25 protein-coding genes are annotated in these 25,970 nt (G+C 64.1%); 12 read left to right on the top strand and 13 right to left on the bottom strand.

Going from position 1 to position 25,970, the window contains the following annotated elements; translation table 11 throughout:
• Window positions 1–9: 9 nt before the first annotated feature.
• Together BGP00_RS04795 and BGP00_RS04790 are read left to right on the top strand one after the other, a co-directional pair.
• Window positions 10–1,149 (top strand): MFS transporter, encoded by a 1,140-nt coding sequence (locus BGP00_RS04795; RefSeq protein ID WP_292693009.1) that lies wholly within the window; start codon window positions 10–12, stop codon window positions 1,147–1,149.
• 163 nt (window positions 1,150–1,312) lie between these two features.
• Window positions 1,313–2,575: a GGDEF domain-containing protein gene (locus tag BGP00_RS04790; protein ID WP_292693012.1), complete on the top strand. Its 1,263-nt coding sequence runs from the start codon at window positions 1,313–1,315 to the stop codon at window positions 2,573–2,575.
• On the opposite strand, the gene BGP00_RS04785 is transcribed toward BGP00_RS04790, so the two are convergent.
• Together BGP00_RS04785 and BGP00_RS04780 are read right to left on the bottom strand one after the other, a co-directional pair.
• On the bottom strand, window positions 2,572–3,078 hold the full coding sequence (locus BGP00_RS04785) for a GNAT family N-acetyltransferase (RefSeq protein WP_292693014.1): 507 nt from the start codon (window positions 3,076–3,078) through the stop codon (window positions 2,572–2,574). The genes BGP00_RS04790 and BGP00_RS04785 overlap by 4 nt on opposite strands.
• Before the next feature lie 60 nt (window positions 3,079–3,138).
• A complete protein-coding gene (locus tag BGP00_RS04780) occupies window positions 3,139–5,415 on the bottom strand; it encodes an NADP-dependent malic enzyme (RefSeq protein ID WP_292693017.1) in 2,277 nt (758 codons plus the stop codon).
• 113 nt (window positions 5,416–5,528) lie between these two features.
• Here BGP00_RS04780 and mutS point away from each other — a divergent pair, with 113 nt between their 5' ends.
• Both mutS and BGP00_RS04770 read left to right on the top strand, forming a co-directional pair.
• Window positions 5,529–8,135, top strand: a complete 2,607-nt coding sequence (gene mutS / locus BGP00_RS04775; RefSeq protein WP_292693020.1) for a DNA mismatch repair protein MutS — start codon at window positions 5,529–5,531, stop codon at window positions 8,133–8,135.
• A 50-nt stretch (window positions 8,136–8,185) separates the two neighbouring features.
• The gene (locus tag BGP00_RS04770; RefSeq protein WP_168602956.1) at window positions 8,186–8,380 is read left to right on the top strand and encodes a hypothetical protein; all 195 of its coding nucleotides are present in this window, start codon (window positions 8,186–8,188) and stop codon (window positions 8,378–8,380) included.
• 3 nt (window positions 8,381–8,383) lie between these two features.
• Here BGP00_RS04770 and BGP00_RS04765 read toward each other — a convergent pair whose 3' ends face one another.
• The 5 genes from BGP00_RS04765 to gluQRS all read right to left on the bottom strand — a co-directional run bounded on the left by BGP00_RS04765 (window position 8,384) and on the right by gluQRS (window position 11,469).
• On the bottom strand, window positions 8,384–8,794 hold the full coding sequence (locus tag BGP00_RS04765) for a hypothetical protein (protein WP_168602955.1): 411 nt from the start codon (window positions 8,792–8,794) through the stop codon (window positions 8,384–8,386).
• Window positions 8,795–8,877: 83 nt separating this feature from the next.
• Window positions 8,878–9,747: a 3-hydroxyacyl-CoA dehydrogenase NAD-binding domain-containing protein gene (locus BGP00_RS04760; RefSeq protein ID WP_292693023.1), complete on the bottom strand. Its 870-nt coding sequence runs from the start codon at window positions 9,745–9,747 to the stop codon at window positions 8,878–8,880.
• 20 nt (window positions 9,748–9,767) lie between these two features.
• Window positions 9,768–10,340, bottom strand: a complete 573-nt coding sequence (locus BGP00_RS04755) for a cob(I)yrinic acid a,c-diamide adenosyltransferase (protein ID WP_292693026.1) — start codon at window positions 10,338–10,340, stop codon at window positions 9,768–9,770.
• 19 nt (window positions 10,341–10,359) lie between these two features.
• Window positions 10,360–10,593, bottom strand: coding sequence for an HIG1 domain-containing protein (locus BGP00_RS04750; protein ID WP_310015511.1), 234 nt, complete (start codon window positions 10,591–10,593; stop codon window positions 10,360–10,362).
• A gap of 18 nt (window positions 10,594–10,611) precedes the next feature.
• On the bottom strand, window positions 10,612–11,469 hold the full coding sequence (gluQRS, locus tag BGP00_RS04745) for a tRNA glutamyl-Q(34) synthetase GluQRS (protein WP_292693028.1): 858 nt from the start codon (window positions 11,467–11,469) through the stop codon (window positions 10,612–10,614).
• Window positions 11,470–11,571: 102 nt separating this feature from the next.
• On the opposite strand from gluQRS, the gene BGP00_RS04740 reads away from it, so the two are divergent.
• A complete protein-coding gene (locus BGP00_RS04740) occupies window positions 11,572–12,180 on the top strand; it encodes an HNH endonuclease (protein WP_168602951.1) in 609 nt (202 codons plus the stop codon).
• A gap of 19 nt (window positions 12,181–12,199) precedes the next feature.
• On the opposite strand, the gene BGP00_RS04735 is transcribed toward BGP00_RS04740, so the two are convergent.
• Window positions 12,200–12,820 carry an energy transducer TonB gene (locus BGP00_RS04735; RefSeq protein ID WP_292693032.1) on the bottom strand — a complete coding sequence of 207 codons (621 nt, stop codon included), beginning with the start codon at window positions 12,818–12,820 and terminating at the stop codon, window positions 12,200–12,202.
• A gap of 198 nt (window positions 12,821–13,018) precedes the next feature.
• Here BGP00_RS04735 and BGP00_RS04730 point away from each other — a divergent pair, with 198 nt between their 5' ends.
• Window positions 13,019–13,675 carry an MOSC domain-containing protein gene (locus tag BGP00_RS04730; protein WP_292693035.1) on the top strand — a complete coding sequence of 219 codons (657 nt, stop codon included), beginning with the start codon at window positions 13,019–13,021 and terminating at the stop codon, window positions 13,673–13,675.
• Here the strand turns inward: BGP00_RS04730 and rpoN are convergent.
• On the bottom strand, window positions 13,672–15,186 hold the full coding sequence (gene rpoN, locus BGP00_RS04725; protein WP_292693038.1) for an RNA polymerase factor sigma-54: 1,515 nt from the start codon (window positions 15,184–15,186) through the stop codon (window positions 13,672–13,674). The two genes, BGP00_RS04730 and rpoN, sit on opposite strands and share 4 nt — an antisense overlap.
• Window positions 15,187–15,212: 26 nt before the next feature.
• On the bottom strand, window positions 15,213–15,998 hold the full coding sequence (lptB, locus tag BGP00_RS04720) for an LPS export ABC transporter ATP-binding protein (protein WP_168602947.1): 786 nt from the start codon (window positions 15,996–15,998) through the stop codon (window positions 15,213–15,215).
• A 195-nt stretch (window positions 15,999–16,193) separates the two neighbouring features.
• Here lptB and BGP00_RS04715 point away from each other — a divergent pair, with 195 nt between their 5' ends.
• Together BGP00_RS04715 and BGP00_RS04710 are read left to right on the top strand one after the other, a co-directional pair.
• Entirely contained in the window at window positions 16,194–16,622 is a 429-nt protein-coding gene (locus BGP00_RS04715) for a hypothetical protein (RefSeq protein WP_292693042.1), read from the top strand.
• A gap of 86 nt (window positions 16,623–16,708) precedes the next feature.
• Window positions 16,709–18,055 carry a metallopeptidase TldD-related protein gene (locus BGP00_RS04710; RefSeq protein WP_292693045.1) on the top strand — a complete coding sequence of 449 codons (1,347 nt, stop codon included), beginning with the start codon at window positions 16,709–16,711 and terminating at the stop codon, window positions 18,053–18,055.
• Between the two features lie 39 nt (window positions 18,056–18,094).
• Here the strand turns inward: BGP00_RS04710 and ppa are convergent, their stop codons facing one another.
• From ppa to BGP00_RS04695, 3 genes are all read right to left on the bottom strand, one after another.
• On the bottom strand, window positions 18,095–18,634 hold the full coding sequence (gene ppa, locus BGP00_RS04705; RefSeq protein WP_168602945.1) for an inorganic diphosphatase: 540 nt from the start codon (window positions 18,632–18,634) through the stop codon (window positions 18,095–18,097).
• 139 nt (window positions 18,635–18,773) lie between these two features.
• A complete protein-coding gene (locus BGP00_RS04700) occupies window positions 18,774–19,451 on the bottom strand; it encodes a DUF1345 domain-containing protein (protein ID WP_292693048.1) in 678 nt (225 codons plus the stop codon).
• Complete coding sequence (locus BGP00_RS04695) at window positions 19,452–21,398, bottom strand: peptidase M61 (RefSeq protein ID WP_292693051.1); 1,947 nt, start codon at window positions 21,396–21,398, stop codon at window positions 19,452–19,454.
• Between the two features lie 151 nt (window positions 21,399–21,549).
• Between BGP00_RS04695 and hisS the strand changes: the two genes are divergently transcribed.
• The 4 genes from hisS to BGP00_RS04675 all read left to right on the top strand — a co-directional run bounded on the left by hisS (window position 21,550) and on the right by BGP00_RS04675 (window position 25,951).
• Window positions 21,550–22,788 (top strand): histidine--tRNA ligase, encoded by a 1,239-nt coding sequence (hisS, locus tag BGP00_RS04690; RefSeq protein ID WP_292693054.1) that lies wholly within the window; start codon window positions 21,550–21,552, stop codon window positions 22,786–22,788.
• Window positions 22,789–23,853 (top strand): peptide chain release factor 1, encoded by a 1,065-nt coding sequence (prfA, locus tag BGP00_RS04685; protein ID WP_292693057.1) that lies wholly within the window; start codon window positions 22,789–22,791, stop codon window positions 23,851–23,853.
• 10 nt (window positions 23,854–23,863) lie between these two features.
• Window positions 23,864–24,718, top strand: coding sequence for a peptide chain release factor N(5)-glutamine methyltransferase (gene prmC, locus BGP00_RS04680; protein WP_292693059.1), 855 nt, complete (start codon window positions 23,864–23,866; stop codon window positions 24,716–24,718).
• Window positions 24,719–24,952: 234 nt separating this feature from the next.
• Window positions 24,953–25,951, top strand: coding sequence for a DUF4167 domain-containing protein (locus tag BGP00_RS04675; RefSeq protein WP_292693062.1), 999 nt, complete (start codon window positions 24,953–24,955; stop codon window positions 25,949–25,951).
• The last annotated feature ends 19 nt before the right edge of the window (window positions 25,952–25,970 follow it).

Raw genomic sequence — 25,970 nt, 5'->3', positions numbered from 1 at the left:
GAGTCTGAGATGTCTGACAGCCCCTCGACGCGGCTTGCCACGCGCCTGGCCTTTCTTGTTGCCGGTTTCGGCATAGCCTGCTGGGCGCCGATGGTGCCCTTTGTCAAATTACGGCTGGGGGTCGATGAAGGGGTGCTGGGCGCTCTGCTGCTCTGTCTTGGCGCGGGATCGGTGATGGCGATGCTGGTCACAGGCGCGCTCAGCAGCCGTTTCGGCACGCGTCCGGTCATTCTGGTCGGCGGGTTGGGGCTTTGCGCCATGCTGCCGCTGCTGGCGGTTTTGCCCTCGGTGCTCACGCTGGGGGCGGCGCTGCTGGTGTTTGGCGCTTCGCTGGGGTCGCTGGATGTGGCGATGAACATTCATGCGGTCGAGGTGGAAAAGCACGCAGGCCGCCCGCTGATGTCGGGCTTTCATGCGCTTTTCAGCATTGGCGGATTTGCCGGATCGCTGATGATGGCGCTGCTGCTCTCGCTGGGGGGCAGCGCGCTGGCCGGGGCCTTGCTGGGGTCGCTGTTGATGCTGCTGGCGCTGCTTTATGCCGCGCCGCGCCTGTTGCGGACCAAGGCGGTGGAGGGCGAACCGCATTTCGCGCTGCCCCATGGCATCGTGCTGTTGCTGGCCGGGCTGACGGCGATCACCTTTCTGGCCGAGGGGGCTTTGCTTGATTGGGGCGCGCTGTTCCTGACCGAGGGCGGGCTGGTCGATGTGAAGCGGGCAGGGTTCGGCTATATGTTCTTTGCCATTGCCATGACGCTGGGGCGGCTGACGGGCGATGCGCTGACGGCGCGAATCGGGGACCGGGCCGCGCTGCTGTGGGGTGGAGCGATGGCGGTGGCGGGCTTTGGCGTGCTGATCGCGGCGCCGGTGGCGGGGCTGGCATGGGCGGGCTTTGTGCTGATCGGGCTGGGCGCGGCCAATATCGTGCCGGTGCTGTTCCGTCAGGCCGCTTCGCAAAAGCAGATGCCCGCCGCGCTGGCCATTGCCGCGATTTCCACCACCGGTTATGCGGGGGTCCTGCTGGGGCCTGCGGCCATCGGGCTGGTGGCAAAATATGCCGGGCTTTCCATGTCCTTTGTGATGCTGGCCGGGCTGATGTGCCTTGTGCCGCTCTGTTCGGGGCAGGTGGTCCGCGCCAAGGCGTCCTTATGACTTTCCCCGGGGCAAAGTAATTTTCCTTAGGCAAAGTCCTTGGTTTAATAGGGTTATTCCGAAAAAACTTTTACATCAGTTTGTGGCATAGGCCGCCCACGGAAAAAGGGTGTTGCGCTGTGATCGCATATTTTGGCCAATCCCGGGCGATGGATCGCGCGGCATGACGGGGGCGTCGATCTGGAACGACCGTCTGAGCACCAATGCGCGCGCGGGGCGCAAGGACATGACTCTTTGCGACACCTTGCTGGGCCTGCTGCTGTTCTCGCTGGTCACGGTGCTTTACGAATTGGACCGCCATGGCTTGGGGACTGTCGTTACTCCGGCTGACCTGCTGGTCTCGCGCCTGATGACGATCGTGGCTATCGCGCTGCTGCTGGGCCTGATCGTGTTCAGCCGTCGCCGCATCGTGGCCTCGCTGGTCACGCTGGAGCAGGCGCAGGAAGCGCGCCAGCAGGCCGACGAATTGTTCAACCTGACCGATATGCTGCAAAGCGCGGACAGCTATGAGGACGCCACCGCCGTCCTTCAGGTGACGACGCAGCAGATCCTGCCCGATCTTGGCACGGCGCTTTATATTTTCAATCAGGCGGGCGATCAGCTCGAATTGAGCAAGGCATGGAACCTGCCCGCAGGCTGCGAGCCTTCGCCCACGCTGGCGCCCGACAATTGCTGGGCGCTGAAGCGCGGGCGCAGCCATTTGAACGATCCGCTGCATGGCTCGGTCTGTTGCACCCATCATACCGGCAGCACCATCACGCTGGAATTTCCGATGCAGGCGCGCGGCAGCGTGTTCGGCCTGATCAAATTCATCGGCGAGGGCGAGGAGGGCTGCGTCCGGCTGGGCCATGCCGAGAGGATCGGGCGGGCGATGGCCGAGTCGATTTCGCTGGCCCTGTCCAATATTCAATTGCGCGAAACCCTGCGCAATCAATCCCTGCGCGATCCGCTGACGGGCCTGTATAACCGGGGCTATCTGGATGAAACGCTTGATCGGCTTCAGCGGCTGGCCGAACGCAACCAGTCGCATCTCAGTCTGGTAATGATCGACCTCGACAATTTCAAGATGCTCAACGACACCTATGGCCATGCCAAAGGCGATGCGGTGCTCAGCGATGTGGCCCATGTCATTCAGGGCCATCTGCGCGCTTCGGATCTGGCGTGTCGCTATGGCGGCGAGGAACTGGTGCTGATCCTGCCCGATTGCTCGCTCGATCAGGCGTTGGTCAAGGCTGAGCAGTGCCGGGGGCGGATCGAGGCCCTGTCGGGTGCGCATCACGCCAAGATTTCCGCCTCCTTTGGCGTGGCGACCTATCCGGAAACCAGCAAGACCTGCGAAGCCCTGCTGGGCAGCGCGGATGCGGCGCTGTATCAGGCCAAGGCGCTGGGGCGAAACCGGGTGGAATGGGCGGCCTGTCCGGCCTAAGGAGCGGGGCTGTCCGACAGCAATTTCTGCATAAAGGCCAGATCGAGCCAGCGCCCGAATTTGTGCCCGACCTGCGGCATAAGCCCCACCTGCGCAAAGCCCAGGGCCTGATGCAGGGCGATGGAGCCTGTGTTGCCGGCATCGATCGCGCCGACCATCGCGTGAAAACCCGAAGCCTTTGCCCGCGCGATCAGCGCATCGAGCAAGGCCCGCCCGATCCCGCGCCGATGCGCAGAGGGGGCGACATAGATTGAATGTTCGACCGTTCGCGAATAGCCCGGAAATGGCCGAAAATCGCCATAAGAGGCAAAGCCCAGCACATGATCGCCTTCGACCGCCACCAGCACGGGAAAACCCCGCTGATGCTTGGCGTCGAACCAGAGGTGGCGTTCCTCGATACTGCCCGGTGTTTCGTTCCACACCGCCGTCGTGTGCAAAACGGCATGGTTATAAATGGCCAAAACAGCGGCCAGATCATCCCGGCCTGCATCGCGGATCAGCATGCGCGCTTCCTCGGGATGACCGGCGCGAGGATGATCCCCGCGCCGGTATCCTTCATTCGATCACCCGGTGATACCAGCCGCCGCCAGCACCGCCAGCGTCAGCACATCGGGCGCAATCGCGGTCATGGGCACGATCTGCACCGGCTTTTCCATGCCGATCTGGATCGGGCCGATGGCCGTATTGCCGCCCAGTTCGCGCAGCAGCTTGGCCGCGATATTGGCCGATTGCAGACCCGGGAAGATCAGCACATTGGCCGGCGCGGTCAGGCGGCTGAAGGGATAATGCTTCATCACCGCCGGGTTGAGCGCCGCGTCAGGCGTCATTTCGCCTTCATATTCAAAGTTCTGCGGCTCTGAATCGAGGATCGAGATCGCGCCGCGAATGGGCTCCAGCCACTTGCCCGTGGGATTGCCAAAGGTCGAGAAGGACAGGAACGCCACGCGCGGTTCATGGCCCAGACGGCGCGCCACGGCCGCCGTTTCCTTGGCGATGACGGCCAATTCTTCCGAATTGGGCCGCTCGTTGCAGGTCGTGTCGGCCAGGAAGGTGGTGTTGTTCTTGCCCACCATCACATGGATGCCAAAGGGCAGGTGGCCCGGCTTGGGGTCCAGCACATGGCGCACTTCGCGCATGGTCTGGCCAAAGGGGCGGGTCGCGCCCGTCACCATCGCATCGCCCACGCCCATCTTCAGCAGCGCGGAGGCAAAGCCGTTGCGGTCCTGATTGACCATACGCTTGATGTCGCGCTCCAGATAGCCGCGGCGCTGGAGGCGCTCGTAAAGCATCATGCCCATTTCCGCGACATGCTCGCTGTCGGCGGCATTGTGGATTTCATAGGAATCCGGCTTACCCACGCCCAGCTCGACCAGCTTGTCGCGCACGGCCTGTGTACGGCCCACCAGAACCGGCGTGCCATAGCCGAAATCCTTGAACTGGATCGCGGCGCGCAGCACCACTTCGTTCTCGGCCTCGGCAAAGATCACGCGCTTGGGGTTGGCCTTGACCTGTTCATAGACGTTGGTCAGCACCGAGGTGGTCGGGTTCAGACGGCCTTTAAGCTGATGGCGATAGGCGTTGAAATCCTCGATCGGCTTTTGCGCCACGCCGCTGTCCATGGCGGCCTTGGCCACGGCCATCGACACCACCTCCATCAGGCGCGGGTCAAACGGGGCGGGAATGATGTAATCGCGGCCAAAGCTGTGGTTCTTGCCATAAGCCAGCGCGACTTCTTCGGGCACCTGTTCGCGCGCCAGTTCGGCAATGGCGTTGGCGGCGGCGATCTTCATCTCTTCGTTGATCGCGGTGGCCCGCACGTCCAGCGCGCCGCGGAAAATGAAGGGGAAGCCCAGCACATTGTTCACCTGATTCGGAAAATCCGAACGGCCGGTGGCGATGATGCAGTCGGGGCGCGCGGCCTTGGCCTCGGGCGGAGTGATTTCGGGCACCGGGTTGGCCATCGCAAAGATGATCGGCTCGGGCGCCATTTCCTTGACATATTCGGCAGGCAGCGCGCCCGCCGCCGACAGGCCCAGAAACACGTCGGCACCTTTCAGCGCCTGTTCGAGCGAGCGGGCATCGGTATCGGCCGCATGGGCGCTCTGCCACTGGTTCACCGGCTTTTCGCGGCCGCGATAGATCGGGCCGTCACGGTCGCACACGATCACGTTTTCGTGGCGCACGCCCATCGACTTGATCAGCGAGGTGCAGGCCAGCGCCGCCGCGCCCGCGCCATTGACCACGACCTTGATGTCTTCCAGCTTGCGGTTGGTGATCATGCAGGCGTTGATCAGACCGGCGGCCGAAATGATCGCGGTGCCGTGCTGGTCGTCATGCATGACCGGGATCTTCATCCGTTCACGCAGTGCCTGTTCGATCACGAAACATTCGGGGGCCTTGATATCCTCAAGGTTGATCCCGCCAAAGCTGGGCTCCATCAGCGCGATGGCTTCGATCAGCGCGTCGGGATCTTCGGAATTCATCTCGATGTCGATGGAATCGACGTCGGCAAAGCGCTTGAAGAGGACCGCCTTGCCCTCCATCACCGGCTTGGAGGCCAGCGCGCCCAGATTGCCAAGGCCAAGGATGGCCGTGCCGTTGGAAATCACCGCGACCAGATTGCCCTTGGCGGTGTAATCATAGGCGGTGGCGGGATCCTTGGCGATGGCTTCGACGGGAACCGCGACGCCGGGCGAATAGGCCAGGCTCAGGTCTCGCTGCGTGGCCATCGGCTTGGATGCGATGATCTCGATTTTGCCAGGGCGGATCGTGTTGTGGTAGAACAGCGCTTCGCGCTCGGTAAACCGGACGTTGGCTTGCTCGGGGCTTTCCTCGGACACCGAAACTTTCTCCTTCTTGCAAGGCTGCCCTAACCAAAGAGAGAGCGCCGCGATAGGGGAAAGCGTGGGGTGTGGGCATTCCATCGTATCGATTCTGCGGCTAATCCGGCATCATGAGTGAGAAATCCGCCCCCCCAGCCGCAACGCCCATGATGGCGCAATACCTTGGTCTAAAGGATAAGGCCGATGGTTGTATGCTGTTCTATCGCATGGGTGATTTCTTTGAGCTGTTTTTCGAGGATGCGAAACAGGCATCGCAGATTCTCGACATCGCGCTGACCAGCCGGGGCGAACATGGCGGGGAACCGATCCCGATGTGCGGTGTGCCGGTCCATGCGGCCGAATCCTATCTGGCGCGCCTGATCAAGGCCGGATGCCGCGTGGCGATTGCCGAACAGGTCGAAACCCCCGAACAGGCCAAAAAGCGCGGCGGATACAAGGCGCTGGTGATGCGCGACATTGTGCGATTCGTCACCGCCGGAACCTTGACCGAGGAGGCTCTGCTCGAACCGCGCCGGGCCAATGTGTTGGCGGCGGCATGTCTGCTGCGCGACAAGGTGGGCGTGGCGGCGGTGGATATTTCCACGGGCCGTATGGAACTGGAGGAGTGCGAGCCCGAGAATATGGGCGCGGCGCTGGCTCGCCTTGGCGCCAGCGAGATCATCGCGCCCGACAATTGGGGCGAGGCGCCTTTCGAGTCGATTCCGCGCGGCGCCCATGAATTTTCCAGCGAGGGCGGCGCGGACCGGCTCTGCGGCATTCACGGCGTGGCGACGCTCGACGGGTTTGGCGCGTTCACACGGCCGATGCTGGCGGCGGCCTGCGGCTTGCTGGCCTATCTCGACCATGTGGGCCGGGGCAAACTGCCGCTGCTGCTGCCCCCCGTTGCCCGCCATGGCGAGGCCCATATGGCGATGGACGAGGCCACGCGCGGCAGTCTGGAAATCCTGCGCTCATCAACCGGGGGCCGTTCGGGCAGCCTGATCGAGGCGGTGGACCGCTGCGTCACCGGTGCGGGCGCGCGGCAATTGGCCGAGGATCTCTCGGCGCCCTTGCTGGACCGCGCGGCCATTGAGGAGCGGCTCGAACTGGTCCAGTGGCTCTATGATGATGCGTTGCTGCGCGGGGATGTGCGCGGGCAATTGCGCAGCCTGCCGGATGCCGGGCGCGCGCTGGGCCGCGTGGTGGCCGGGCGCGGAAGCCCGCGCGATCTGGGGCAATTGCGCGATGGTCTGGCGGGCGCGGCGCGACTGGCCGCAAGGCTGGCGCGGGTTGAAGGGCGCCCCGCGATGCTCGATGCTCTGCTGCCCGCGCTGGTCGGGCATGATGGGCTGATCGACCTGTTCTCGCGCGCCCTGATCGCTACCCCGCCCACCGAGCGCTCGCAGGGCGGTTTCATCGCCGAGGGCTATGATGCCGATCTCGATGACTTGCGCAGCGTCTCCAGGGATGCCCGTGAAGCGATCAAACAACTGGAGGAAAAATATCGCAATCAGACCGGCATTGCCGCGCTGAAAATCAAATATAATGGCGTGCTGGGCTATTATATCGAAGTGCCCGCCCGCCATGGCGATCAGTTGATGGCGCCCGACAGCGGCTTTACCCATCGCCAGACCATGGCAGGCGCGATGCGTTTCAACGCGCTGGCACTGCATGAGGAAGCGGGCCGGATTGCCGAGGCGGGCGGCCATGCTCTGGACGCCGAGGAAGCGCATTTCACAGAACTGACCGCCGTCGCGGTTGCCGCGCGCAATGAAATCGCCCGAACCGCCGCCGCGCTGGCCCGCATCGACGTGGCCGCAGGGCAGGCCGAGCGTGCCGCCGAGGGCAATTGGTGCCGCCCCGCCATCAGCGAGAAATGCGAACTCGCCATCGTCGAGGGCCGCCATCCCGTCGTCGAAACCGCGCTGGGCGTGGCTGGTGAGCGTTTCGTCGCCAATGACTGCACGCTCAGCCAGTTTGACCGGCTCTGGCTTTTGGGCGGGCCGAACATGGGCGGTAAATCGACCTTTCTGCGCCAGAATGCCCTGATCGTGCTCTTGGCGCAGGCAGGCGGCTTTGTGCCTGCCCGCGCCGCCACCATTGGCCTGGTCGACCGTCTGTTCAGCCGGGTGGGTGCGTCGGACAATCTGGCGCGGGGGCGCTCGACCTTCATGGTCGAAATGGTCGAAACCGCCGCCATCCTGCAACAGGCCACCCCGCGCAGCTTCGTCATCCTTGACGAGGTGGGGCGCGGCACCAGCACCTATGACGGCCTCGCGCTGGCGTGGGCGGTGGCCGAGGCGGTGCATGGGGTCAACCGTTGTCGCTGTCTGTTTGCCACGCATTACCATGAACTCGCGCGGCTGGCCGATAGTTGCGAGGCGCTGACGCTCCACCATGTCCGCGCGCGCGAATGGAAGGGCGATCTGGTGCTGCTCCATGAAGTCACCACGGGGCCGGCTGAAAGCTCTTTCGGTCTGGCCGTGGCGCGACTGGCGGGGGTGCCGGGGCCGGTGGTTTCCCGCGCCAAGTCGGTGCTGGCGAAACTCGAAAAGGGACGGGCGGAAACCGGGGGAATCGCCGCAGGGCTGGGCGATCTGCCGCTCTTTGCCAATGTGGTCGAGGAGGCGCCCAAGGGGGACCCTTTGCGCGAAAAGCTGGCGGCGCTTGATATTGACGCGCTTTCCCCGCGCGATGCGCTCGGCTGGCTTTATGAACTGAAGCGCGAGATCGGTTAACCATCCTTGGCGGAGCAAGGTTTAACCGGACCCGGTGTAAACCTTGCGCCATGCTTCCCTTCGGACCCCGCCTGACCACTGTTTTCGCCAGTCGCTGGAAGGCTTTGTTCTGGGCGGCGGGCGTGATGGTGACGGCCTATTTCACGGCCAGCGAAGCCAGACATGACGACCCTGCCGACACTCATGCCGCTCCGGTGGTGCAGCCTTCGTCCGGCGGCAACCCGTCCTCGCCCTGGGCCAAGTAAAGCCTATTCCCGCGCGGCGGCGGGGCCCAGCGACTCTTCCTCATCATCGTCATTGCGTTCGCCGCGATAGGCATCCATGTCGATCCGGCCTGATGCCTCCATGTCGCGCATGTGGTCGACCAGATCCTGAACATCGTCGCCGACATCCCCGCTCACCGGCTTGCTGCTGTCCTCCAGCACGAATTTGTCGCTGTCGAGCTGCTGCGCGGCCTCGCCATAGGTCTGAGCCTGAGTCGATTCGTCTTCCTGAGACAGGTTGACGGTTTCGGGCGGCGGGTCGTCGGTCAGATCCGGCAGGCCGGGTTCGGGCTGCGACGGCGGGGGCACCTGCGGCTCGATGGCGGGGGGAATGTCGGGTGTCGGGGTTTGCGGGACGGGGCTTTCCGGGATGGGTTGGTTTGGCGTGCTGGCCATGGGGCTCTCCTGTTGCGCCCGAAAGGACGGGGCCAACAGGAAAGCCGCCGGGGCAGCCTCAGGTTCCCTTGCCCTTGCGTGTTTCAGCGCGTGGGTACGGGTGTTTCGCCGCTGTAATCGTAAAATCCGCGTCCGGTCTTGCGGCCAAGCCACCCGGCCTCCACATATTTGGCCAGCAGCGGGGCGGGGCGATACTTGCTGTCGCCCGTGCTGTTCAAAAGGATGCGGGTGATTTCAAGGCAGGTGTCGAGCCCGATGAAATCGGCCAGTTCGAGCGGGCCCATCGGGTGGTTGAGGCCCAGCTTTGCCCCGGTGTCGATATCGACCACATTGGCCGTGCCCGCGCCCAGCGTGAAGGCCGCCTCGTTGATCATCGGCATCAGGATGCGGTTGACGATAAAGCCCGGCTCGTCCTGCGAAAGCACCACCGTCTTGCCGAGGCCGGTGGCGAAGCTGCGCGTGGCGGCAATCGTTTCAGGGCTGGTGGCAAGGCCGGGAATGATCTCGATCAGCTTCATCACCGGGACCGGGTTGAAGAAATGCAGTCCGATGAAGCGTGCCGGATCGGGCGATTGGCGCGCCATGCGGGTGATGGGGATGGATGACGTGTTGCTGGCCAAAATCGCGTCCGCGCCCAGCACCTTGCCCGCCGCCTCAAAGATCTTGGCCTTGATGTCCTCGCGCTCGGTGGCGGCCTCGATGATGAAACCGGCCTGCGCCATCGGGGCATAATCGCCCACCGGGGTGATGCGGGCCAGGGTTTCGGTGGCGGCCTGCGCCGTGATCTTTTCCTTGGCGACGAGCCGGTCCAGCCCCTTGCCGATCTTGTCCTTGGCCTTTTGCGCCAGCTCCACCGACACATCGGCCAACAAAACCTCATGGCCGAACGCGGCAGAAGTCTGCGCAATGCCCGAGCCCATCTGGCCCGCGCCGATCACCCCAACAATCGTCATCTGCATCAACCCCTTAGTATTCAGGCACCCCGGCTTGCGCCCGGCACCCACAGTATGTCGTCTGCGCCATTGTTATTGAGCGCGCGCGCCAGCACAAACAGATAATCCGACAAACGGTTGATATAGGCCAGCGCCGCCGGATTGACCGGCTCATCAGCGGCCAGCGCCACGCAGGCGCGCTCAGCCCGGCGCGCGGCGGCGCGGGCGATATGGGTGCGCGCGGCGCCTTCCGATCCGCCGGGCAGGATGAAGCTGGTGAGGGTATTGAGATCTTCATTCACCGCGTCGATCGCGCTTTCCAGCCATTCCACCTGCGCTGGCACGATGCGCAAGGACATCGGGCCGGGCGTGAAATCATCGCCGGGCGTGGCCAGATCCGCGCCCAAATCGAACAGGTCGTTCTGGATTCGCAGCAGCGCGGCGCGATGCGCGCCATCGAGCGCCAGAACCGCCAGGCCCAGCGCGCTGTTGGCCTCGTCCACCGCGCCTATCGCCTCCATCCGTGCGGCATGTTTGCCCACGCGCGATCCATCGACCAGCCCGGTGGTGCCGTCATCGCCGGTGCGGGTGTAAATCTTGTTCAGCTTGACCAAGTCCGTGTCCTGTTCGCCATTATCTCGACGCGGCCAATAGCACCGCCACCACGATCACCGCCAGCGCCTGATATTTGATGCGGGCAAACATCATCTCGTTCTGTTTCAGCTGCATCGGGCTGGGGCCGTTGCCGCCGCCGCTTTCCAGATCATCGCGCGTGGTCTGCAGAAAGGCGATGATCCCTTTGGCCAGACTGACCACGACAAAGCCCATGGCCACCACGATCACCGGAATGAGGATATATTTCAGCATCGCCCGTCTCCCAATTTCTTATCGGGCGCAGCCTATGCCCCTTATCAGCGAAAGGCCAGCGGGCAAAAGGGCATGACGCAGGTCATCGGCCAAGGCCCGCCCATCCACGCCATCGCCGCGCATATCGGCCAGCGATGGGCTGCCTCGCCGCTTGGCCAGTTTGCGCCCGTCGCCTTCCACGATCAGCCCGTGATGATGCCAGCGCGGCACGGGCAGGTCGAGCAGGGCCTGAAGCAGGCGATGCACATGGCTGGCCGCAAACAGATCGGCCCCGCGCGTGACCAGCGTGATGCCATCGGTGGCATCGTCCAATGTCGCGGCCAGATGATAGGAGGCCGGCGCCTCCTTGCGCAGCAGCACGATGTCGCCAAAGATCTCCGGCGTGGCGGTCTGCGGCCCGGCCAGCGCATCCTCCCACACCAAAGGCCCGGCGATCTCCACCGCCCTTGCCATATCCAGCCGCCATGCCGCCCCCGCCGGATCAATGTCGCGCCCGCGACAGGTGCCGGGATAGATCAGCCCGTCGGGGCCATGGGCCGTGGCCGCCGCTGCGATCTCGGCGCGGGTGCAGTTGCAGGGATAGAGCAGGCCCATCGCCCGCAGCCGATCCGCCGCCGCGCCATAGGAGTCCAGCCGCGAGGATTGCCAGACCACCGGCCCATCCCAGCCGAGGCCCAGCCATTGCAGATCGACCATCATCGCCTCGGCCAGTTCGGGGCGCGAGCGGGCGGCGTCAATATCCTCGATCCGCAGCAGAAACTCGCCGTCCGCCCCGCCATTTAGCGCGCGCGCCAGATCATGCGCGACAATGGCCGCATAGGCATGGCCCAGATGCAGCAGGCCGTTCGGGCTGGGGGCAAAGCGGGTTCGGATCATCGCATTTTGCCCTCTGGCACCCCTTGACCTTGGCGGCAAGTCGGTGTTGATTAGGCCCATGAATTGTCGCCAAACCGTCATGCCCGCTTGTTATCAGGAGCCATGCTCAAGGCGGAGCTGATAGAGCGCGCGGCCCGGTTCCGCAGCGCCGGGGAGGATCCCTCCCGCCATTTGAGCGATTGTCCCGCATTGGTGTTGAACGCGGACTTTACCCCGCTTTCCTATTACCCTTTAAGCCTCTGGCCATGGCAGACCGCGATCAAGGCGGTTTTCCTGGAAAGGGTCGATATTGTCGCCAGTTACGAGCGAGAGGTGCACTCGCAGAGCTGGGCGATGCAACTGCCTTCGGTGATCGCGCTGCGCCAATATGTGAAGCCTTCGGAGTTTCCCGCCTTTACCCGGTTCAACGTGTTCCTGCGTGACCGGTTCTCCTGCCAATATTGCGGCAATCCGCATCAATTGACCTTTGACCATGTGTTGCCGCGCCGCCTTGGCGGGCGGACGAGCTGGGAAAATATCGTCGCGGCCTGTTCGCCCTGCAATCTGAAAAAGGGCGGGCGCACCCCGCGTGAGGCGCATATGCCGCTGCTCACTCATCCCATCCGGCCGACAAGCTGGCAGTTGCAGGAGCGGGGCCGCGCCTTTCCGCCCAATTATTTGCATGAAACCTGGCGCGACTGGCTCTATTGGGATGTCGAGCTGGAGGCCTAGGCCCCCAGCTCGCGGCTGTTCAGCGCGGGATCATCCAGCGGATCGCATTGCTGTAGCTGCCCGCCATCGGCTGGCCGCTTTCATCCTGCGCCGGGTTGAACCGGGCGCGTTTGGTCACCAGCGCGCAGGTGGCGGCATCTAGCCCCGGCCATCCGCTGCTCTGCACCACGGTGCAGGAGGAGACGCGGCCATCGCTGCCCACCGCCAGTTGAAAGCGCACCACGCCCTCATGATTCATGCGCAATTCCATGGCGGGATAATCGTCCTCATTGGCCCATTCGCCCGGACGCGTGCGCGGGCTGGCCGCCTTGGGCTGGCCATGGGGGCGGGCCGGTTCGGCGGTGGCGCGCGGCTCCGGCGTGGCCGTGGGGGTGATGTCCAGCCCCTGCGCGGGCATGGGATCAACCGTGAGCTGCGGCATCGGATCGAGCGGCAGGGTAATCACGGTTTCAGGCGCCAGCACGGGCTTGGCATCGGCCTTCTGGCTGGGCTTCACCTCGGGCTGGGGCAGGGGCGCCAGCGGCATGTTGACCGCATCGGTATGATGTTCGGGCGCGATCACGCGATAGGCGGCAAGGCCCGAGACCAGCACCACCGCCGCGCCGACATGCAGCAGTGCGACCGCTCCGAGCGAGGCCATACGGGACTTAAGACTTGTCTGTGCAGTATACGTCATGACAGATCTCCCCTTCTGTCACCCGATCCGGTCCACCCTGTTTTGTTGCGTCCGGCAATACCGACCTGATTGGGTGATGGTGTATCGTAACATAAATTTCATGCCGTCCCAGCGCTAATTTCGCGCTTGCGGATTTGGTGGTGCGCGCGCAAATCCGGGCCTATGAACGCCTTTTCCACCCCCATCCTTGCCGTGATGACCGGCCGCGCCGTCCGTTTCTGTGATGCCGACGAGCATAGCGCGATTGCCAAGCAGCCTGTCACCGGCCCCGTCCGTGTGGGCTTTCTGGGGCTGGAGGGCGATGAACAGGCCGACCGCAAGCATCATGGCGGGCCGGACAAGGCGATCCACCACTATGCCTTTGACCATTATCCGACATGGACGGCTGATCTGGGGGATCACCCCTTGCTGAGCGCGCCGGGCGGGTTTGGCGAGAATATCTCGACCTTGGGCCTGACCGAGGACAATGTGCTGCTGGGCGATCGGTTCCGGCTGGGCAGCGCGTTGATCGAGGTCAGCCATGGGCGCCAGCCCTGCTGGAAGCTGGGGCATCGGTTCGATCATGCGCCGCTGGCCGCGCGGATCGTCAAGAACCGGCGCTCGGGCTGGTATTACCGTGTGATCGAGGAAGGCGCGGTGCAGGTGGGCGATGCGCTTGAATTGGTCGAGCGTGGGCTGGTGGATTGGCCGGTTTCGCGCTTGTTCCATGTGCTGATCGGGGGCGGACACAAGGCGGACCCAAGCGTGCTGCCCGATCTGGCGGCGATGCCGGTGCTGGCGCAGGCATGGCGCAAGCGGGCTGTGGAACTGGCGGCCTAACGTTTCCCGCTCAGCGCTTTCTGACGGCGGCGCTGCACCGAGGAGCCAAGCCCTATCGCCTCGCGATATTTTGCCACGGTGCGACGGGCCAGTTCAAAGCCTTTGGCCTTGAGCAGATCGACCAGCGTGTCGTCCGACAGGATCTTTTTCGGGTCTTCGTTGTCGATCAATTGCTTGATCGCGGCCTTGACCGCCTCGGCCGAAACGCCTTCGCCATCGGCGCCCGAGACGCCGCTGGTGAAGAAATATTTCAGCTCAAACGTGCCCCGCTCGCACATCAGATATTTGTTGCTTGTCACGCGGCTGACGGTCGATTCATGCAGCCCCACCGTTTCAGCCACCGCGCGCAATGTCAGCGGCTTCAACTGGCTGACGCCGCGGCGGAAAAAGCCTTCCTGCTGGCGCACCAATTCGCTGGCCACTTTCAGGATCGTCTTCTGCCGCTGGTCCAGCGCTTTGACCAGCCAGTTGGCATCGGCCAGCTTTTCCGACAACCACCCGCGATCCTCCTTGCCTGCGGTTTTCCCCGCACAGGCCCCGCGCATTTCCAGATAATAGCTGCGATTGAGGATCAGCTTGGGCAGGGTGGCCTGATTGAGCGCGACATTCCAGCCGCCATCGGCGCGCGCGGTGATCAGGATGTCGGGCACCACGGGCGCGGCCGCCCCGCCGCCATAGCGCAGGCCCGGCTTGGGATCATAGCCGCGCAATTCGGCCAGCATATCGGCGAAATCTTCCTCATCTACGCCGCACATCCGGCGCAGGCGGGGCAATTCGCCGCGCGCGATCATTTCCAGATTGTCGATTAGCCGGGCCATCGCCGGATCGTAGCGATCCGCTTCCCTGGCCTGCAACGCGATACATTCCGACAGGCTGCGCGCGCCAACGCCGGTGGGGTCGAGCGATTGGACCAATGCCAGCGCGGCCTCGACCTCGGCGGGCGAGACTTGCAGGTCCATGGCGATTTCGCGCAGGGAAGCGGCCAGGTAGCCCGCATCGTCCAATTGATCGATCAGGAAGCGGGCGATGAAAGCCAGCTTGGGATCGCGCACCACCGCGCCGATCTGACCATGCAGATGCTCGGCCAGCGTTTCGTCAAAGGCGCCATATTCCTCCATCGCCGGGGCTTCGCCGCCGCCGGAGATGGTTGCTTCGCCCTCAAAGGCCGGTTCATAGCGTTCGGGCGTATCACCCCCGCCATCGCCCGTGTCCCGGTCCACATCGAGCGTCTCGGCGCTGATGTCCAGCGGGCGGTCCTCGGCGGCCATGCCTTCGCCGATCAACTGGTCGCAGGGGCTGCTTTCAAGGCTGGTGCGGCGCGCCTCGATCTCGACGGGTTCGACAGGCAGCGCCTCGCCCATTTCGAGCAGAGGATTGGCGTCCAGCGCATCGCCGATAAACGCCTCGATCTCCAGATTGGACAGCGTGAGCAGCTTGATCGCCTGCTGCAGCTGCGGCGTCATCACCAGCGACTGTGTCTGGCGTAGATCGAGGCGCGGCCCCAGCGCCATAATCCTTTATGCGCCCCCAGCCGGTATCACAGCGTAAAGCCCTCGCCCAGATAGAGGCGGCGCACGTTTTCATCGGCCACGAGCGCTTCGGGGCTGCCCGCGAACAAGACCTGTCCGCCATAGATGATGCAGCCGCGGTCGCAGATTTCCAGCGTTTCGCGCACATTGTGGTCAGTGATCAGCACGCCGATGCCGCGCTGTTTCAGATCATGCACCAGATGGCGGATATCGGCGATGGACAGCGGATCAATACCCGCGAAAGGCTCGTCCAGCAGCATGATCGAGGGCTTGGCCGCCAGCGCGCGGGCAATTTCCGCACGCCGCCGCTCGCCGCCCGACAACGCCATCGACGGGCTGGCGCGCAGCCGCGTCAGGCCGAATTCCTCCAGCAGCCGCTCCAGCTCGCCCGCCCGCGTCGCCGGATCGGGTTCGACCAGTTCGAGCACGGTGGCAATGTTCTGCTCCACCGTCAGCCCGCGAAAGATCGAGGTTTCCTGCGGCAGATAGCCAAGGCCCAGAATCGCGCGGCGATACATCGGCAGATTGGTGATATCGATCCCGTCGAGCAGGATGCGCCCCGAATCCGGCCGCACCAGCCCCATGATCGAATAGAAACACGTCGTCTTGCCCGCGCCATTGGGGCCGAGCAGGCCCATCACCTCGCCCTTGGCCACCTCCAGCGAGATGTCGGTGAGGACCGCGCGCTTGTCATAGCTTTTGGCGATGGACACGACCTGCAGCCCGGAAAACGAGCCGTTGGGATCGGACTGACGGTCGGCAGGGCCGGCTTCGGGGGCGATTGTCTGGGTCATCTGGGATCATTTTAGGCATCGCGGCGGCATTGGGCAAGGGCGATGCGGGTGATTGGCAGGTTTCATGCATGGCTGGGACAAAACGCCCATGCGGCGCGGCCGATTGCGCTTGATCGTGGTGGCCATCAATGTTTTACTCATACCAAAGGCCAATAGGGCCAGCGGCCAACAGGTCGGGATAGGGGAAGAGGGTTCATGGCCAAGGCACGCCTTGATGCGCCTGCCGATGTGGTGTCGCGTAATTCGCGCCCGCATGCGGATAGCGTATGGACCCCTCGCAAACAGGGGGGCATCTTGCTGGATTGGCGCAAGCGGATCAGCGATCATATCGCTTATGCCTTGCTGGTTTACACCGGCCTGCAGATCTTCGTGACCATCGCTGCCCTGCGCGAGGGCAGCGCTTCAGTGCTGCCGGGGCTGGCGCTGGTGGTGCTGGTGGGCGCCATCATCCCGGCGTGCCGGATGATGGAGCGGCGCTGGACGCGGCTGAGCGATGCCGAGGCGGGCGATCCGGCGCGCGCCGCGGCCTTTTACCGGGATCGCGCGATGGTCTGGACCGCCGCCATCGGATTGCCCTTTATTGTCACCGGGGGTTTTCGGCTGGTCGCGATGATGATGGCCTGAGGGGGCTGGCGAAGCGGATTGCTCTTGGCGGGGCGGGGCGTTAGAGCCTGCGCCCTACCAAGGTTTCAGGAGTTGCCCAGACCGCCATGCTTACCCCGCTTCAGGCACAGGAAAGGGCGCAGGCCCTGATCGAACGCGCGCGCAAGGCCGGGGCGGACGCCGCCGATGCGGTCTATATCGCCGATGCTTCGGAAAGCGTGTCAGTGCGGCTGGGACGGCTGGAAGATGTTGAAAGGTCTGAAAGCGAGCATATCGGTCTGCGGGTGTTTGTCGGGCGGCGCTCGGCCTCGATTGGTTCCTCCGATCTTTCCGATGATGCGCTGGCCGAACTGGCGGCGCGCGCGCTGGCCATGGCGCAGGGGGCGCCCGAAGATCCCAATGCGGGACTCGCGCCCGAAGAATTGCTGTTCAAGGGGCCGTTTCCCGATCTCGATCTGGTCGACAGCGGCGAGCCCAGCCCGCAGGAATTGCGCAGCCTTGCAGAAGAGGCCGAGGATGCCGCGCGCGCCATTGCGGGCGTGACCAACAGCGAAGGCGCGGGCGCATCAAGCGGCGGTGCCGTCATGGCGCTGGCCACCAGCCATGGTTTTGCCGGAGCCTATGCCGCCACCAGCCGCTCGATTTCGGCCAGCGTGGTGGCGGGGGAAGGCGGCGCGATGCAGCGTGATTACGCGCACCGCATGGCCCGCCACCGCGAGGACCTGATCCCCCCCGCCGAGATCGGCCGTCAGGCGGGCGAGCGGGCCGTGGCGCGGCTCAATCCGGGGCGGATGAAGAGCGGCCCGGCGCCGGTGGTGCTGGACCCGCGCGTGGGCGGATCGCTGATCGGCCATTTGCTGGGCGCGATGTCGGGGGCTTCGATTGCCCGGCGCTCCAGCTTCCTGATCGGGCGGCTGGAAGAGCAATTGTTCGACAGCGCGGTGCGGATTGTCGATGATCCGCTGCGGCTGCGCGGGTTCCGCTCGCGCCCCTTCGATGGCGAGGGGTTGCGCACGGCCCCGCGCGATCTGGTGCGCGATGGGCGGATCACGGGCTGGCTGATGGAATGCGCCTCGGCGCGGCAACTGGGCCTTGCGCCCACCGGCCATGCCGGGCGTGGCGGCGGCGGGGCGCCGGGCGTGTCGCCGGGCAATCTGCATCTGGAGGCGGGCAGCCAGTCCGTGGCCGAACTGATCGCGGATATTGAGGATGGCGTCTATGTGACCGAGCTGATCGGGCATGGCGTTAACGGGGTGACGGGCGATTACAGCCGGGGCGCTTCGGGCTATCGCATAGTGAAGGGCCAGATCGCCGGGCCGGTGGCCGAATTTACCGTGGCGGGCAATCTGGTCGATATGTTCCGGGCAATGACCCCGGCCAGCGACCTGGAATGGTATCGCACGATCAATGTGCCCACCATCCGCGTCGATGGCATGACCATTGCCGGGGACTGATAGCAAAAGGGGCGGGAATGACCCCGCCCCTCTTTCTTATCAGGCCTTCTTGCCGGCCTGATAGCGTTCGATCGCTTCGATCACGATCTGGCGCGCATCGGCGGCATTGCCCCAGGTGCCCACGCGCACCCACTTTTCGGATTCCAGATCCTTATAGTGGGTGAAGAAGTGTTCGACCTGCTGCGCGATGATGTCGGGCAGATCTTCCTTTTCCTTCACGTTGGCATAGTAGGGGAAGGTCTTGTCGTCGGGGACGCAGAGCAGCTTTTCATCGCCGCCCGCTTCGTCCTCGAGGTTGAGCACCGCGATGGGGCGGCAACGCACCACCGAACCCGGCACGAAGGGCGAACGAGCCACCACCAACGCATCGAGCGGGTCGCCATCGGGCGAAAGCGTATGCGGCACAAAGCCATAGTTGGCGGGATAGCGCATCGGCGTGTGCAGGATACGGTCCACGAACAGAGCGCCCGAGTCCTTGTCGAACTCATACTTCACAGGTTCGCCCCCGGTAGGAACCTCGATGATGACGTTCAGATTGTCAGGCGGGCTCTTGCCGACCGAAATTTTGCTGATGTCCATGGCACCGTCATTATTATATGTGAGCGACACCGCCCCTTGCGGGTGCCGCGCAGGAATCTGCGGGGAAAGCCCTAGCCTTGGCCGTATTGCATTGCAACAGCGGCGCGGTCTTAATACCTGCACCGAATTGGTGAAGTGATTAACTGCCTGCCGTGACGTTGATGGTAAAAGCCAGCACGACCAGATTATAGAAAAACGCCAGCGCGCCATGGACCGTGGCCACCCGGCGCAGGCGCGGGCTGGTGATTTCCACATCTGATGTGGCAAAGGCCATGCCGATCGTCAGTGCGAAATAGAAAAAGTCCCAGAAATTAGGGCAATGGGCCATAGAGCTGGATGAATTGGCAGGGTCGGGCGCGGGAAAGCGCAGCCCGCCTTCATGTTCTGCACCATAATAGACATGGGCGTAATGCAATGTGTAAACGAGGTTCGAAAATAACCATGCTATAACCAAACTGGCCAGAATGAGGATCAGCGCGGCCCCTTTGGCATAGCCTGTATCGCCCCGCGCATGGGGCAGATCGACAAAAAGCGCGGTAACGATCACCAGCATGAACATCGCGCTGATCACCAGCACGGCAAAGCGGTTGGCGTCATTCTGGCGCGCATGGAGCCGCATTTGCGCGGGCGTATTGTCGCGCGAAAGCGGCCAGAGCGAGGCGATGAACACCAGCGCCCCCAGATCGAACCCGCCCAGCACCGCCTGACCCCAGCGCAGCCCCTGGGTCCCCAGCAGCCCCGTGCCCAGCGCGAACAGGCCCAGAAACAGCGAAAAGCGCGCAGGCAGCGGCCAACGCAAACCTGCACGCTTTTTCATTTACTTGCCCGTCAGACGCTTGGGCGCCAGCAGCAGGTCAAGCCCCGCCGGTTCCTTGCCTTCGACCGCGCGCTCCAGCCAGGGATAGCGCAACCCGTCGTGATAATTCAGCACCACGGTCGCCACCTTTTCGCCGCGCTGCGTTACCAGCGTGATGGGCTTGTCATTGCCCTTGGCGCCGGTGATCGCGGCCTTCAGCGCATCCTCGCTGTAGGTCGCGCCATTGACGGCGACGATCTTGGTGCCGGTCACAAGCGAGGCCTCAAAGGCCGGGCTGTTCCACAAGGTGCTCGTGATCACCCCTTCACGGTTCAGCACGATGCCCAGCGAATGGGCGAGGCTGAGCGCCTTGGCGGCGGCGAAGCGGCCCTTGTCATAAGGGTTGGGCGTATCCTTCCACACCAGCCTGTAGCCGCCCTTTTCGATGCCCGCCAAAGGCGCAGGTTGACCGGGCTGGTTCATGTGCTTGTCGAGGAAGGCGTCCCAGTCATAGGCATAGACGCCGTTCAGCGCGGCGGCCACATCCTTGAAATTATAGACCACCTCGCCCCAGTCGCCATTCTTGATGCCGAAAAACGCGCGGGCGAAATCGTCGAGGCCCTTCTTGCCCTTGGTGCCTTCGCGGATGATCTGGTCCGCCTCCAGCCACATCAGCGCGCCTTCGGTGTAATAATCCTCATTGCGGTTGATGCTGGCATAGGGCTTGGCGCGGCGGCCCGAGATGACCGGATCAAAGCCGGTGTCCTCGACGCTGCGCCAGTCGCGGCCGGGCCATTGGGTGAACATGCCCGCATTGGCGGCAATCGCGCCAAGGATGGCTTCCTTGCTCTGGATGCCCGACCGCGCGGCCAGCACGTAGCCCCAGAACTGCGTCTGCCCTTCATAGACCCAGAGCAGATTGCCCTGCATCGGCTGGCGGTAATCGGGGGTCCACAGCTTGTCCGGGCGGCGGAATTTGCCGTCCCAGCTATGGGTGAATTCGTGGCTGATCACATTGCGCGCCCAGTCCAGATCCTTCCAGTCGGTCCAGGCCTTGGGCATCATCGCGTTTTCGGAAGAGCGGTGATGCTCCAGCCCGATCCCGCCCATCCGCTCGGTCAGCGCCAGCAGGAAATCATAGTGGTCAAAATGCAGCGCGCCGAAATTGACCCATGCTTCCTCGACCAGCGCCCTGTAGGTGGCCAGATGTTCGGGCTTGATGTCGAGCAATTCGCTCTTGTCGGCCACGACATTCATGAACACGCCGCGCCCAAGGTCGAAACGCTTGAAATAGGCTCCGGCAAAGATCGGCGAATCGACCAGCGCCTCATAATCGATGACATCCCAGGTGACTTTGTTGCCCGACACCTGCTTGCCGTCCAGCGCGGTGGCCACCTGCCAGCCCTCGGGGAAGGTGACGGTGGGTTTGTACTTGATCTGGCGGGTGTAATAGCCGGCGGGATAAAGGCTCATCCGGTCCCATTGCAGGTTGAGCATTTCGGGCGTCATCGTGATGCGCCCCTCGCTGCTCTGCAGGGGTGAGGTGTGGATGAATTTGGCCACCACCGCCTTGGCGCCCGCGGGCAGATCGATGTGGAAAGCAAAGACCTCGACCGGATCGCGGTGCCAGGTCAGCAGCTTGCCGTCGGCATAGAATTTGACATCGACGAGTTGATCGATCGTGCCGCGCGGATTGTGGCCGCCCGGAACCCATTGCGGCAATTGCAGGATCAGCTCTTTCGCCCCCGGCGCCACCGGCACGGTTTGCGAAACGCGGAACAGGCCGCGCGCAATATCGGTCGCGTCAATATCCAGCGTGATCGTGCCGCCCGGATAGGGGATATCCTTGGCATCGGGCACGCCTTGCACCACGGGAATGGCCGTGGGCGCGGAACGTTCGGCCAGCGCGGGCGAGGTGAACAGGAGGGCGGCGGAAAGGCCCAAGGCGATACGGGCGCATGAATTCATGGGTTTTGTCATGACGACTTCATGACGCGAAGCCGGGCCGCCAGCAAGGGGGCTGAACAGGATATTTACCGCATTGTCAGCAAGTCCCGTTTTCGGCCCGGATCATCATGGGGCTTCACCTTGGGCGCGCCTGCGTATAGGGGGCAAATCCATGAGCAAGCCCCAGATCGAAACGCCGCAGGCCATCCGCGGCACCCAGGACATTTTCGGCGCCGATGCCGACGCTTTCGCCTTCGTGGTGGAAACGTTCGAGCGCGTGCGCAAATTGTACCGTTTCCGCCGGGTGGAAATGCCGGTCTTTGAAAAGACCACGGTGTTTTCGCGCAGCCTTGGCGAGACGACCGATGTGGTGTCGAAGGAAATGTATTCCTTTGAGGATCGCGGCGGGGAATCGTTGACCCTGCGCCCGGAATTTACCGCAGGTCTGGCGCGCGCCTATCTGACCAACGGGTGGAAGCAATATGCGCCGGTCAAGCTGGCGACGCATGGTCCGCTCTTCCGCTATGAACGCCCGCAAAAGGGCCGCTATCGCCAGTTTCACCAGATCGACGCCGAGGTGATCGGCGCGGCTGAGCCCACCGCCGATGTTGAATTGCTGGTGATGGCCGATCAGTTGCTGAAAGAACTGGGGATCAGCGAGGGCGTGACCCTGACGCTCAACACGTTGGGCGATGGGGAAAGCCGCGAGGCTTGGCGCGCAGCGTTGATCGACTATTTCCGCGCGGTGAAGGGCGAACTTTCGGAAGATTCGCAGGAGCGGCTGGAAAAGAATCCTTTGCGCATCCTCGATTCCAAGGACCCCCGCGACAAGGCTTTCCTGCCGAACGCCCCGCGCATCGACGATTATCTTTCGGCGGAAGCGCAGGATTTCTTCGCTGCCGTTACGGGCGGTCTGGATGCGGCGGGCGTGGCCTGGACGCGCAACGGGGCGCTGGTGCGCGGGCTGGATTACTATCGCCACACCGCGTTTGAATTTGTGACGGATCGTCTGGGCGCGCAGGGCACGGTCCTTGGCGGCGGGCGCTATGATGGGTTGATGGAAAGCCTTGGCGGCGCGCCCACTCCGGCGGTCGGCTGGGCGGCGGGCGTTGAGCGGCTGGCGATGCTGGTGTCGGGCAGCGGGTTGATTGCCGAGGATCGCACCGATGTGACCGTGGTCGTCGAGGATGACCGTGCGATCACCGAAGGCGTGGCGATGGCCGCGAAATTGCGCCGTGGCGGCCTGTCGGCCGAACTGGTGGCTACGGGCAGTCCGCGCAAGCGTTTCGACAAGGCGGTCAAGACCAACACACGCGCCATTCTCGCGCTGGGCTGGGGCGAAGAGGGCGTGACGCAGCGTCTGCGCAATGTCGATGCCGATGCTGCGCGGATTGAGGCGCTGATCGCCTAAATGACCATCCCTTCGACTCGTCTGGCCCAGATTTCGGCGCGTTTTGCCGAGCTGGAGGCGCGTCTGGCCTCCGGCACGCTGGAGGGGGCCGATTTCGTGGCGGCGTCCCGCGATTATGCCGAGCTGGAGCCGGTGGCCCGCGCGGCATCGGAAGTGGCGACAATGCGCGGCGAGCTGGAAAGCCTTGCCGCGCTGGATGATCCGGACATGCGCGAGCTGGCAGAGGAGGAGATCGCCCGCATCCGCACGGCGCTGCCCGAGGCCGAGCGCGCGCTGTCCATCGCCATGCTGCCGCGCGATAATGCCGACAGCCGCCCGGCCATGCTGGAAATCCGCGCCGGAACCGGGGGAGACGAGGCCGCCCTGTTCGCCGCCGACCTGTTCCGCATGTATGAACGCTATGCCGCCGAGCAGGGCTGGCGGGTCGAAATGGTCAGCGCGAACGCCAGCGAGATCGGCGGCTTCAAGGAAGTGGTCGCCCATGTCAGCGGGCAGGGCGTGTTCGCCAAGCTGAAGTTCGAATCCGGCGTTCATCGGGTCCAGCGCGTGCCCGTGACGGAAAGCGGCGGGCGCATTCATACCAGCGCGGCCACGGTCGCCATCCTGCCCGAACCGGACGAGGTGGATGTGCAGATCGAGGACAAGGACCTCAAGATCGACGTCTACCGCGCGAGCGGCGCGGGCGGGCAGCACGTCAACACCACCGATTCGGCCGTGCGCATCACCCACCTGCCCACCGGCACCGTCGTCACCTGTCAGGATGCGCGCAGCCAGCACAAGAACAAGGACAAGGCAATGCAGGTCCTGCGTGCCCGCCTGTTCGAGGCCCAGCGCGACGCTGCCCAGGGCGAGGAAGCCGAGGCCCGCAAGGCCATGGTGGGCAGCGGCGACCGATCCGAACGCATCCGCACCTATAATTTCCCGCAAGGCCGCGTGACGGATCACCGGATCAACCTGACGCTCCACCGCCTGCCCGAGATCCTTGAAGGGCCGGGTCTGGGTGAACTGGTCTCGGCGCTGATCCATGAGGATCAGGCCAAAAGGCTGGCGGCGTTGGGTGAATAATCAGGCGCGAATGAGCGTTGCGCAGGCGATCCGCGCCGCTGCCGAGAGTCTGAGCGCGACCAGCGACACCGCAAGGCTGGATGCCGAGGTGCTGATGGCCCATGCGCTGGGATGCAGCCGCACCGATGTGCTGCTGCGCCATATGAGCGATGGCGCGCCCGATGGGTTCGATGCTTTGATCGCGCGGCGGGCCGCCCATGAGCCGGTTGCCCATATCACCGGTCATCAGGAATTCTGGGGCCTGCCTTTTCGCGTCACGCCCGCCACGCTGATCCCGCGCGGCGACAGCGAGACGATTGTCGAGGCGGCGCTGGAGGTCTGCGCCGCGCCTGATTACGTTCTGGGCCGCGTGCTGGATTGCGGTACGGGAACGGGGGCCTTGCTGCTCTCGGTCCTGCATGAACGGGCCGGGGCGCAGGGTGTGGGCATTGATGCCTCAGGCGATGCGCTGGCCGTGGCGCAGGGCAATGCCGAGGCGTTGGGGCTGGGCGCAAGGGCGCGCATGGTGCTGGCCGACTGGACACAGGCGGGCTGGGCCGATGGGCTGGGGCGGTTCGATCTCATTCTGGCCAATCCGCCCTATGTGGAATCAGACGCCGCGCTGGACCCCAGCGTGCGCGATTACGAACCGGCCGGCGCGCTGTTTGCCGGGGCCGAGGGGCTTGATGATTATCGCGTCCTGATTCCCCAATTGCCCGATCTCCTGATGCCGGGCGGGGTGGCTGTGATCGAAATCGGCTATCAACAGGCGCAGGCCGTAGGACAAATTGCCGCACAGGCCGGTTTTGCCGTAAAATTACGGCTTGATCTGGCCAATCGGCCCCGTGCGCTGGTGCTTTCTCAGGAAAGCCGGGGAATTTCGTAAGATTCCGCTTGGCTTTTGCGGGCGGGGCTTTTAATTGAACCAACAGGACCGCCGAGGGATGGGATCTTCCCCTCTGGCTGGTGCTACTCCAGCATCTTCGTCAGGATAGGCCGATTAAGGCTGGACCCGACGAAACAGGGCCACGCCGCGATTTCGCGGTGAGGCGTAAGACAGGACGAGGAGCACGCCGGCATAGAGGCCGAGCGGCGATCCGGGGTTAAGGAATACTCACCCTTGAACAACAATCGTGGGAATAACCGCCGCCGTGGCCGGGGCAACAACAATGGTCGGCCGCAAAATGGTGGTCAGCAGCTTAACCGCATCGACAGCCGGGCGCGGGGCAATGCGCCGCAATTGCTGGAAAAATATCGCAAGCTGGCACAGGACGCTCATCTTAATGGCGACCGTGTTCAGGCCGAATATTATCTGCAATTTGCGGATCATTACTTTCGTGTGATCGCCGATACGCGCCTGCGTCAGGAAGAATCGCGCGCGCGCCGCGATGACCGCTGGCAGGACAATGGCGATGCGGGCCGCGATGATGGCGACGATCAGGGCGATTTCGCCGTGGACAGCGATTTCCCCGCTTTCGACGCACCGCCGGTCTATACCCGCCGCGAACGCGAGGAGCGCAGCGAGCCGCGCGCCGAAGCGCCGCGCCGCAGCGAGGAAGCCGCTCAGGAACCCGGCGAAGAGCAGGGTGGCGAAACCGGCGAGACCGGGGCCGAGGGTGCGGGCGAATCGTCACCCAACATCTATGAGCCTGCGGAAAACCCCTTCCTGCGTGAAAATCGCAGCCCGCGCGCACCGCGTGGCCGCCGAGAGGAACGCCGCCCTCGCCGCGACGACCGCCCGCGTGAAGAACGTGCGCCTCGTGAGGAACGTGCTGTCCGCGAAGAACGGGCTCCTCGTGAAGAACGTGCTCCCCGCGAAGAACGCGCCCCGCGCGCGCCGCGTGTGACGGCCGAAAAGGCGGCCGCGCCGGTGGATGGTTCGGGTCTGGGAGCGGCTTTGCCGCCTGCCATTTCCGCCACGCCGCGCAAGGCTCCCGAACCGAAGGCCGCCGAGGCGAAGGCTCCCGAGGTCAAGGCTCCCGAGCCTAAACTCGCCGAACCGGTGGCGCAGGCCGCTGTCGAGGCACCGGTTGCCGTTGAGGCCGAGCCCGCTCCGGCTCCCAAGCGCCGTGCGCCCCGCCGTAAGGCCGTGGCCGCGCCCAGCGAGAGCGCAGAGTAATCTGCGCCGATAATGCCAA

The sequence above is a fragment of the Novosphingobium sp. 63-713 genome (assembly GCF_001898925.1).
Taxonomy (GTDB): Bacteria; Pseudomonadota; Alphaproteobacteria; order Sphingomonadales; family Sphingomonadaceae; genus Novosphingobium.
This window is presented reverse-complemented; position numbering and strand designations above follow the sequence as displayed.

Coding starts and splice junctions, on each gene's coding strand:
- BGP00_RS04750 (WP_310015511.1), bottom strand. CDS start 10,593: ATGCTGAAATATATCCTCATTCCGGTGATCGTGGTGGCCATGGGCTTT.
- prfA (WP_292693057.1), top strand. CDS start 22,789: ATGACCATCCCTTCGACTCGTCTGGCCCAGATTTCGGCGCGTTTTGCC.
- mutS (WP_292693020.1), top strand. CDS start 5,529: ATGAGTGAGAAATCCGCCCCCCCAGCCGCAACGCCCATGATGGCGCAA.
- BGP00_RS04790 (WP_292693012.1), top strand. CDS start 1,313: ATGACGGGGGCGTCGATCTGGAACGACCGTCTGAGCACCAATGCGCGC.
- BGP00_RS04785 (WP_292693014.1), bottom strand. CDS start 3,078: ATGCTGATCCGCGATGCAGGCCGGGATGATCTGGCCGCTGTTTTGGCC.
- lptB (WP_168602947.1), bottom strand. CDS start 15,998: ATGACCCAGACAATCGCCCCCGAAGCCGGCCCTGCCGACCGTCAGTCC.
- prmC (WP_292693059.1), top strand. CDS start 23,864: ATGAGCGTTGCGCAGGCGATCCGCGCCGCTGCCGAGAGTCTGAGCGCG.
- BGP00_RS04715 (WP_292693042.1), top strand. CDS start 16,194: ATGGCCAAGGCACGCCTTGATGCGCCTGCCGATGTGGTGTCGCGTAAT.
- BGP00_RS04735 (WP_292693032.1), bottom strand. CDS start 12,820: ATGGCCTCGCTCGGAGCGGTCGCACTGCTGCATGTCGGCGCGGCGGTG.
- rpoN (WP_292693038.1), bottom strand. CDS start 15,186: ATGGCGCTGGGGCCGCGCCTCGATCTACGCCAGACACAGTCGCTGGTG.
- BGP00_RS04795 (WP_292693009.1), top strand. CDS start 10: ATGTCTGACAGCCCCTCGACGCGGCTTGCCACGCGCCTGGCCTTTCTT.
- BGP00_RS04740 (WP_168602951.1), top strand. CDS start 11,572: ATGCTCAAGGCGGAGCTGATAGAGCGCGCGGCCCGGTTCCGCAGCGCC.
- BGP00_RS04710 (WP_292693045.1), top strand. CDS start 16,709: ATGCTTACCCCGCTTCAGGCACAGGAAAGGGCGCAGGCCCTGATCGAA.
- BGP00_RS04695 (WP_292693051.1), bottom strand. CDS start 21,398: ATGAATTCATGCGCCCGTATCGCCTTGGGCCTTTCCGCCGCCCTCCTG.
- BGP00_RS04765 (WP_168602955.1), bottom strand. CDS start 8,794: ATGGCCAGCACGCCAAACCAACCCATCCCGGAAAGCCCCGTCCCGCAA.
- BGP00_RS04770 (WP_168602956.1), top strand. CDS start 8,186: ATGCTTCCCTTCGGACCCCGCCTGACCACTGTTTTCGCCAGTCGCTGG.
- BGP00_RS04700 (WP_292693048.1), bottom strand. CDS start 19,451: ATGAAAAAGCGTGCAGGTTTGCGTTGGCCGCTGCCTGCGCGCTTTTCG.
- hisS (WP_292693054.1), top strand. CDS start 21,550: ATGAGCAAGCCCCAGATCGAAACGCCGCAGGCCATCCGCGGCACCCAG.
- BGP00_RS04760 (WP_292693023.1), bottom strand. CDS start 9,747: ATGACGATTGTTGGGGTGATCGGCGCGGGCCAGATGGGCTCGGGCATT.
- ppa (WP_168602945.1), bottom strand. CDS start 18,634: ATGGACATCAGCAAAATTTCGGTCGGCAAGAGCCCGCCTGACAATCTG.
- BGP00_RS04730 (WP_292693035.1), top strand. CDS start 13,019: ATGAACGCCTTTTCCACCCCCATCCTTGCCGTGATGACCGGCCGCGCC.
- gluQRS (WP_292693028.1), bottom strand. CDS start 11,469: ATGATCCGAACCCGCTTTGCCCCCAGCCCGAACGGCCTGCTGCATCTG.